Genomic DNA, 7,184 nt, shown 5'->3' on the forward strand with positions numbered 1-7,184 from the left:
GCTGATTTAACGATCTGTCAGGCAGTATATTCAAGTAACGGTATGATGTATAATGATATAAAACATATTTAGTATTACCTGAGGTAATAATGGATTTACCACCGCTGCGTGCAATACAGTGCTTCGAGTCCGTTGCACGGCTTAACAGCTTTTCAAAAGCAGCAGAAAGCCTCAATGTGACACAAAGTGCCGTGAGTCACCAAATACGCATCCTTGAAGAGTATCTTGGGGAAGCAATGTTTTACAGGCAAGGCCGGACCTTTTCGTTGACAGAGGTTGGTGAGCGTTATTTCACAGATGTGAGTGGCGCATTGGGTCTTCTTTCAGATAGTAGTCAGATTATTAAGTATGGAAAACCTGGGCATATACGCTTAGCGCTGTACAGTTCAGTCGCAGTAAATTGGTTGATTCCTCGATTAGAAGACTTCTATAGACAGTATCCAGAAATAGAACTCACTTTAGATATGGTTAACCATCCGTCTGATCATAGTAATCAAGTGGCCGATTGTTGTATCACCATAAATCCTTCCCCACATTCTTTCATCAGTAAGTTTTTATTTTCTGAAACTTTATATCCTGTTTGTGGTCAAAAGCTTTGGGAGAAAATAAGAGATAAACCACTTCCTGATGCATTGTGGCGGCATCCAATATTGTCCGTGAGGTATAAAGATATAAGTGAGAATACAGCGGAGGATTGGCTGCGGTGGTGTAAAGCAGGCGGATTTGAGTTACCGAACAATATAAAGATAAATCATTTTAGTCATGTACTACTAGCTATAGAAGCCGCACGGCACAATCTGGGTATTACTCTCGTTAACAATTATATGATACTAGATCAATATTATAAGCAGAAACTTGTTAGAATTCCAATGCATGAATTACTAACAGGGGATAAGTTTTACTTCGTTTGCAAGAAATTAAAGAATAATAAGGATGATATTATTAAACTATCTAAATGGTTAGAATCTCAGTGTGAGTAATAAAAGCAGCATGTACCCAGCCGCTGCTTGTCTTGATATAGGTAAAGTCAGTGAGCTATGCTGAAGAAAACGTAGAGATAAACTTGGTAAACTAACGACTCAATGAGGAGTTTATCATGACCAAGAAAATCAGAAACTATAGTACAGAATTCAAAGCTGAAGCCGTTAAGAAGATAGCAGATAATAATGGCAATGTTTCAGCGACGGCAAAGCAGCTAGGCATAGTCATGCAAACCTTATCTAACTGGCACAAGAAAGCGAATGAAGGCAAGCTGATCTGTACTAAAGAATATGATCCTGAGCTTATGGCAGCTATTCAGGAAATAAAGCAGCTCAAGCGGCAGCTTAAAGTTGCTGAAGAGGAGCGCGAGACTCTAAATGAGGAGGGATGAAGCGAAGTACTGCTTCGCCCCGACTCAAGATGATAGCTATGCTCGAATGAGGCCACCGCGTACTTTGCAAAGCACAGTTAGTCAGGTACGCCTTTATTAAAGATAACCAGCACTTCTTTAGCATCACCACTATGTGCCGCGTGCTAAGCGTTAAACTAGCAAGCTACTATGACTGGAAAAATCGTTACATTAGTGAGCAGCAGATACACCGTAACCACTGTGAGCTATTAGTTAAAGCCGCTCACAGTGGAACTAAAGAGCGCTATGGTATTGAGCGACTGCATGCAAAGCTAATAGAGCAAGGCCATGACATTAGCTTGTACATGGTTAGACGTATCTTTGATGAACATGGTATCAAATGCCGTCGCCACAGACGCTTTAAAGTCACTACGGACTCAAACCATAATAAAATGGTTTATCCAAATGTGCTGGATCAGCAGTTTCATGCTAAGCGCCCCAATGATGAGTCTTGGGTCAGTGACATCACTTATATTTGGACAAGCGAGGGTTGACTGTACTTAGCAGGAGTAAAAGATTTATACACCAAAAAGCTGGTCGGCTATGCCATTAATAAGCGCATGACAGCTATTTAGTATGGCGATTAAGAACAAACGACCCAGCCAAGGGCTAATAGCTCACTCTGACAGAGACAGTCAATATTGTAGCTATGCGTATCACAAGATCATCAAGCGACATCAAGCGACATCAGTTTGCAGCCTCAATGAGCGCTAAAGGTAACTGCTTTGATAACGCGCCCATAGAGAGCTTCTGGGGCGTATTAAAGAATAAGCTGATATATCATCAGGACTATAAGACCAGATTTGCCGCCATAACCGATATCATTAGATATATCGAGTTGTACTACAACCAAACGAGGGTTACAAGGGTTTAGGCTCTAAATCGCCAAGACCGGTGTGGTTTGATTATTATCGTCAGGCTGCGTAATTAAAATCTCCCAAGTTTATATGTACGGATTTGACGGCAGGAGGCAGTTGTTTCTCTAAAAATCTCGACAACCACTTAAAAGTTTTTGATTTGATGTTCTTTTATATCAATTATGGATATGTCTGATGCCAGCATACTTTTTAGAACATCACCTACCACCTAATATTGATGCAAAAGGTTGCCAGAGGTATACATAATATAGTCTTCACAACCTTCTTTGAATGGCGTGCTTTACTCAGATGAGGTTGTCAAAATTGGGGTTTGAATTAGATTTGGGCTTATTGTAATCTAATCGTAATATTCATTACTTATAATGATGATGCTAGCTACAGTGAAGCCCAACTACTGGGTCTGTCTTTACAGATAAGTAGTCAGCGCCAGCCATCGGTGTGCTGTATAAAAAACAATGGCAATTAACGCATGGCTCACCTTAAGGTTTTAATCCACCATGTGAGTTAATCGAATAACGCACGAGACGCATAGAAAAAGCCGCTATAAGATAACTGGTAGCGGCTTTTTCATGTCGAATTTTGTCAGCGAGTAATAAAGTATCACCCCAAGTCCCTTCTAAGTTTTTGGTTTTAATATATAAGAAAACCTTAGAATAAATAAAGATTCATACTGAGAGCGTTATTTTTAAGCTCGAGATAAATAAAAGACATATAAATCAATTGTTTAAAATTCTATTATAATACTTTATTACTCAGTATGAATCTTTATTACTCGCGTACATTTTTAGGCATAAAGAAAGCCTACTAATTAAAGTAGGCTGCTTTGTTTTAGTTGCTCTTTAATAGAGTTTTTATTTCGACTATTAGCAGTTTTATCTAATGCCCTAGCTGCAATATCTAGCTCTTCAGCAATACGACAAATAGCCTCAAAATCGTATTCTTGTTTTGTTTTTTGCTTATCTTTCTTCACTTTATTACTTGCTCTCTAGTTCATCATAGGTGCTGGCATTCAAAAGGTACTATTCTAACTCACTATCATCAAGGTTCGTTTGTAGTGCTAATTAATATACCTATCTGCGAAAAATCACAAGGTGCCTTATTTAGCTTACTAATGCCATGAGTATTTTCTGCATAATATAATATATCCAGTACCAATTTATACCCCACTCTCAACATTGAAAGTGATTGAAAAAAGAAGAGCATCTCACTAATCTATTGTTTTCGACCAAGAACACAGTGGAGTCATGAGATGCCCATAGACGAATTTATCATCAATATCTATTTAATGGTAGAGCAATATTACAAAATAGTCGTCACCAAACCCTTGCGAGGTGCAGGTTACGCACCAAAGCTGAGTGATCCTGAGATCATTTGCATGGAACTATGGAACTGGTCGGTGAATTTTTAAACCTTGATCAAAACAAACAGATTTGGCAATACTTTACCCAGCATTAGCAATCTTGGTTTCTTCAGCATAGCTCATATAGCTCATGGTTGTAATCTCACTTTGGCGGTGGATAGTAGCTTTGATGCTAGCGCATCTAGGCCTCCTTTTCACCTGCTCTTTGAAATTGCACTTCACATGTTAATCTAAGGACTTAATGATTTATCATAGCCTAATAAGTAAGGTATGACGTGCTTATCCTTCCAAGTCTTACATGCTCTATCTTGAAAAGGTTGCAATTCTAAAGGAGTTTCATAAATCAGCTTAGCTAGTAATTCATTTGACAATTTGCGTGCTATAGTCACTGCATCACAAAAGAGTTATGTTTTGGACAAATGTCATAAAACAACTTAGATAAGTCGTTTTCCATCCAGCCTTGGCGTAGAAACTTCACTTGAGCCCATTTGAGGATTTAGATCAGGGCTATAAGGTGGTAAGAATAATAGCCTGTGACCATGCCTATTAAGCAGCTTTTGAACGCGCTTATTTTTATGAAAGGCAGCGTTATCCATGATAATCACACATTTTTTCTTAAGCTTTGGTATCAGCGTAAACTTGCACCAGTGATAGAAAACCTCTTTATTGATGTTAGTCTTTAAGCAATCGAGTGCAAACAGCATCTTTCCATAGAGCGCGCCAATGACATTGGTTCTATCTTTAGCTTGCTAGTTATAACGATCAATGCAAGAGCTACCAATAGGCGCGTAACCATAACGGCGTATCGTCTCACTTTCAAAGCCACTCTCATCCATGTAGACAATGGCAAAGCCTTGATCTATATAGTGGTTAAGCTTGGTCAGATAAGTCGCTCTTCTCACAGCACAGGCTTTGGGGTGCTCAAGTGTCTTTTTTTTGCTAATACCAATTCGCTTTAAGGCTTTACTGATACCTGTTGGGCTACAATTAAAACGCTGTGCTCGCTCATAGTGATAATCGTCAGGGTGGTCTTTGACATCTTGAGCTAAGCCTTCATTCTCTATTTTGTAGGGCTTGATGTCTCGAGTGGTTTTACTGTGGAGACGCTTTTTCCACTTCTGGATGGTCGTTGGACTGATATTATAGAAAACAGCAGCTTCGGCAAAGGTCATGCCCTCATCTAAGCTTTTAAGAACTTGTTTGCGGTAGTCTAGGGAATAAGTCATGGTCATTTATAATGGTAATCATTTAATTGGTTTATTTTATAACACTTTCATGGTCAGGTGACTATATATACTCTTTCAGTGTGATCAAGTTATAGAGTAAAAACTCTAAACGTTGCGTTAATTGATTGTCGACACTTTCGAAAATATAATGAAACGCACTCTTTAAAGTGCCCTATTGGCTAAGCGTATGCGCCTCATCTGGTACCCAAAACGCTGGTAGACAATTTTTAAGAAGTTGACACGCTTTAACACCCAACTTCTAAACTTACGTTTCTTTATACTCTTATAATGATTATTACAAAATAAAACAAAAAGATAATATAAGTTAACATTCTATAATTGAACAGTTGGTTAATATAAGGATTAAGAAGCTTAACATAAATAAATAAGAAATAAGAGAAGCCTGTGAAACGTGCAGAGCAAGAGCGCTCATTACAAACTAAAAATAAGATATTATCAGCTGCCCTTTCCGAGTTTGCTTCAACAGGTTTTGATGGTGTTTCAACGCGCGCCATTGCTAAAAAAGCAGAGGTGAACCACACCTTGATTAGCCATCATTTCGGTTCTAAAGAGGCGTTATGGAAAGCTACCGCAAAATTATGTTTTGAGATTTACAGTGAACACAATTTTGAGAAGCGCAGAAACATGCAAGATATTGAAGCCCCTACTTTAATACGAGTGCTGTTAAAAGATTTTATAAAGTTTTGTGCTAACTACCCCGATATTCATCATTTTTTGATACAGGCTAATCAGGGCGATTCGGAAAGACTTGACTGGTTTGTCGAAAACTATTTACGCACTATTTATGATGAAGAGCTGGATATTATTCGAAGAGCACAAAAACTAGGATTGGCTCCTCAAGGAGACAGTATGCATATTCGCTATTTATTGCTGGGGGCAGCCACGTCTATTTATACATTTGCCCCTCAGTTTACAAGATTATCCGGAAGCGATCCTTTTGCCGATGAATTTATTGAACAGCATGTAAACTATATTTTATCCCTCTTCACAACCTGTACCAAAAAGCTATGAGATAGATCAATGATCTGTCTCATAGCTTTTTTGCATTAAAGACACCTAATGTTATATCAAGCCGTTATTTTGCAACATACATAGATATCGAGATAAAAATGAGTTCAATCACTAGAAATATCTTCGGCACCATCAATAAAACCATTAATCATTGGTATATCCCACTTGTCGTTGGCATTATTTTTATTGCCACCGGGATATATACCTTTGTTTCACCACTTGAGTCTTATGCTGCGCTCGCTATTTTATTCAGCATATCTTTCATTATTTCAGGCGTTTCTGAAATTGCATTTTCTTTATTAAATAAAGAGGTACTTAATAATTGGGGTTGGTTTTTAGCCCTTGGGGTTTTAACGTTAATTGTTGGTGTTCTTTTGTTTGTTAACCCGACAGTATCGCAAGCTACCCTGCTTTTTTATGTGGGTTTTTTAGTATTGTTTCGTTCCATTAGTGCTGTCAGCCATTCATTTGAGTTAAAAGAATATGGCTTTTCTGATTGGGGATATTTAACAGTAATAGGGGTTTTCGGTATTGTTTTCTCCTTTATCTTATTATCTAACCCTATACTCGGTGGCATGACAGTTGTTATATGGACTGGCTTAGCCCTGATAACCAGTGGCTTTTTCAGCATGTACCTTGCTTTTAAATTAAAAAGACTAAAAGACTTACCAAATAATATTTCTAATGAACTAAGAAGTAGGTTCAATTTAGTATCACAAGAAATTAATAACGTATTAAACAGTAAAAAATAACTACATTCTCATTTGGTCACTGACCTATAAATATTTAAGTTAATAACAGCTTCATTTTAAAACAACACTGAGTCATAAGACTCTTTAACCCACTAAGGGGATAATAATGAAAAAGACTAATGAAAAACAAAAAAACATCGACAGCTTTCCACACCAGCCAAATGCTAATAAAGCCTATCCACACCACTACCCACAAAACACCTTGCCGTTTGCTGACAAAATAGGCAACTATCAACGCAATATCGGTAGACCAACCGACGCTTATAAGGACAGTAAAGTCTATATCATCGGTAGTGGCATCGCGGGCTTATCCAGTGCTTACTACTTCATTCGTGATGGTAAAGTACCGGCAGAAAATATCACCTTTTTAGAGCAACTAGAGGTGTCAGGCGGCTCCATGGATGGCTCAGGTAATGCTAAGAATGGCTACATCATACGTGGTGGCCGTGAGATGGAATTTACCTACGAGAACTTTTGGGATGTATTCCAAGATATTCCTGCAGTCGAGATGCCTGAGCCATACAGCGTACTAGATGAATATAGACT

7 protein-coding genes and 2 pseudogenes are annotated in these 7,184 nt (G+C 38.2%); 6 read left to right on the top strand and 3 right to left on the bottom strand.

Annotation, left to right across the window (positions count from 1 at the left end; all coding sequences use genetic code 11):
- The first annotated feature begins 89 nt into the window (after nucleotides 1–89).
- Both JMY09_RS13095 and JMY09_RS13100 read left to right on the top strand, forming a co-directional pair.
- Nucleotides 90–980, top strand: coding sequence for a LysR substrate-binding domain-containing protein (locus tag JMY09_RS13095; protein ID WP_201624239.1), 891 nt, complete (start codon nucleotides 90–92; stop codon nucleotides 978–980).
- Nucleotides 981–1,096: 116 nt separating this feature from the next.
- Nucleotides 1,097–2,317, top strand: a pseudogene (locus JMY09_RS13100) (IS3 family transposase).
- A 759-nt stretch (nucleotides 2,318–3,076) separates the two neighbouring features.
- Here the strand turns inward: JMY09_RS13100 and JMY09_RS13110 are convergent.
- Nucleotides 3,077–3,238: a hypothetical protein gene (locus JMY09_RS13110; RefSeq protein WP_201624241.1), complete on the bottom strand. Its 162-nt coding sequence runs from the start codon at nucleotides 3,236–3,238 to the stop codon at nucleotides 3,077–3,079.
- Between the two features lie 279 nt (nucleotides 3,239–3,517).
- Between JMY09_RS13110 and JMY09_RS13115 the strand changes: the two are divergent.
- Nucleotides 3,518–3,720 (top strand): annotated as a pseudogene (locus tag JMY09_RS13115) (hypothetical protein); the annotation flags it as partial.
- Between the two features lie 342 nt (nucleotides 3,721–4,062).
- Here the strand turns inward: JMY09_RS13115 and JMY09_RS14840 are convergent.
- On the bottom strand, nucleotides 4,063–4,332 hold the full coding sequence (locus tag JMY09_RS14840) for a transposase (RefSeq protein ID WP_201624243.1): 270 nt from the start codon (nucleotides 4,330–4,332) through the stop codon (nucleotides 4,063–4,065).
- A gap of 45 nt (nucleotides 4,333–4,377) precedes the next feature.
- Nucleotides 4,378–4,860: an IS630 transposase-related protein gene (locus tag JMY09_RS14775; protein WP_227677327.1), complete on the bottom strand. Its 483-nt coding sequence runs from the start codon at nucleotides 4,858–4,860 to the stop codon at nucleotides 4,378–4,380.
- A gap of 399 nt (nucleotides 4,861–5,259) precedes the next feature.
- Here JMY09_RS14775 and JMY09_RS13130 point away from each other — a divergent pair, with 399 nt between their 5' ends.
- The 3 genes from JMY09_RS13130 to JMY09_RS13140 all read left to right on the top strand — a co-directional run.
- Entirely contained in the window at nucleotides 5,260–5,886 is a 627-nt protein-coding gene (locus tag JMY09_RS13130; protein ID WP_201624245.1) for a TetR/AcrR family transcriptional regulator, read from the top strand.
- Between the two features lie 98 nt (nucleotides 5,887–5,984).
- Nucleotides 5,985–6,638 (top strand): HdeD family acid-resistance protein, encoded by a 654-nt coding sequence (locus JMY09_RS13135; RefSeq protein WP_201624247.1) that lies wholly within the window; start codon nucleotides 5,985–5,987, stop codon nucleotides 6,636–6,638.
- 106 nt (nucleotides 6,639–6,744) lie between these two features.
- The coding region (locus JMY09_RS13140) for an oleate hydratase (RefSeq protein WP_201624249.1) at nucleotides 6,745–7,184 on the top strand (440 nt) is incomplete at its 3' end.

This window comes from Psychrobacter urativorans, assembly GCF_904846695.1.
Taxonomy (GTDB): domain Bacteria; phylum Pseudomonadota; class Gammaproteobacteria; order Pseudomonadales; family Moraxellaceae; genus Psychrobacter; species Psychrobacter urativorans.